The organism is Escherichia sp. MOD1-EC6098, assembly GCF_002965865.1.
GTDB classification, from domain to species: domain Bacteria; phylum Pseudomonadota; class Gammaproteobacteria; order Enterobacterales; family Enterobacteriaceae; genus Escherichia; species Escherichia marmotae.
In genome coordinates this window covers 1-914 of sequence record NZ_PTSN01000078.1, presented here as the reverse complement: position 1 = coordinate 914, position 914 = coordinate 1, and the positions used below count along the sequence as shown (strand labels likewise).

Here is a 914-nt window from a genome sequence, read left to right as displayed (position 1 = left end):
TCATCGCTGATGCCATCCATCTTCACACTGTAATTGCGGGAGTTATAAATCCAGTTGGCTTCCACAAAAGGCTGGAAGGAACGCTCTTTATGCTCATCAAGAGCATTATGGCCTTGCAGATACGCTTTCACCCCCAGACGCGTTTGCAGGTTGCCTTCGGTGCTGTCCTCAACCAGAGTGCCATTGTCTTCAGTATGATTGTCTGCCTTCACATCCATCCACGTCAGTTGCATTTTTGGCTGCAACCAGTAGCTGGTACGCGCATCGGCGCTTTCACCAAGACGGAAGGTATAACCCGCTTCAATGGCAGCGGTTATGCCGTCAGAGTGATATTTCTCACCCGGCAGGTACTCGCCGGAGACGGTGTTATCAAACCAGTTATAGAGCAACCAGCTATCAACATAAGTCCCGGTTTTGTCCGCTTCGTTAGCGTACCAGGTGCCATACACCCCCACACTGTAGCCGTCGATTTGCCCACGTGAGCTGTACCCGGTCAGGTTGGAATGGGTGTGACTCTTGCTGTTGGCATAGCCAGCCATTAAGCCGAGATGCCAGCGATCAAGGTCATTACTGCTCCATTGTGCGAGGTCGCCGCCCAGTTGCAGAACATAACGGTTGCTCTGGGTGCTCAATTCATCCGAACGATCTTTAAAGCGATTATGCCCGCCAATGTTACGCATCCACAGGCTGGTCACTTTCTGCTCGCCGGTCAGCAGGTCGGTGTATTGTGTTTCCCCCAGACGGTCATGCAGTCGGGTATTAAACAGCGTATTTGCCGCCTGAATATTGGCCAGATAGCTGCCAATTTCCGGGCGATACAGATGTTTTCGTTCTGGTTGTGGAACAGATGGCGTAACAGGTGGCTCCGGTGTCACAGGCGGTTCTGGTGTTACAGGGGGTTCTGGTGTTACAGG

The 914-nt window shown here is 52.3% G+C and carries 1 protein-coding gene; it reads right to left on the bottom strand.

Annotated elements, in window-relative coordinates:
• Positions 1–914 (bottom strand): autotransporter outer membrane beta-barrel domain-containing protein (locus C0K55_RS25700; protein ID WP_123058172.1); only part of this gene is annotated, 914 nt, incomplete at both ends.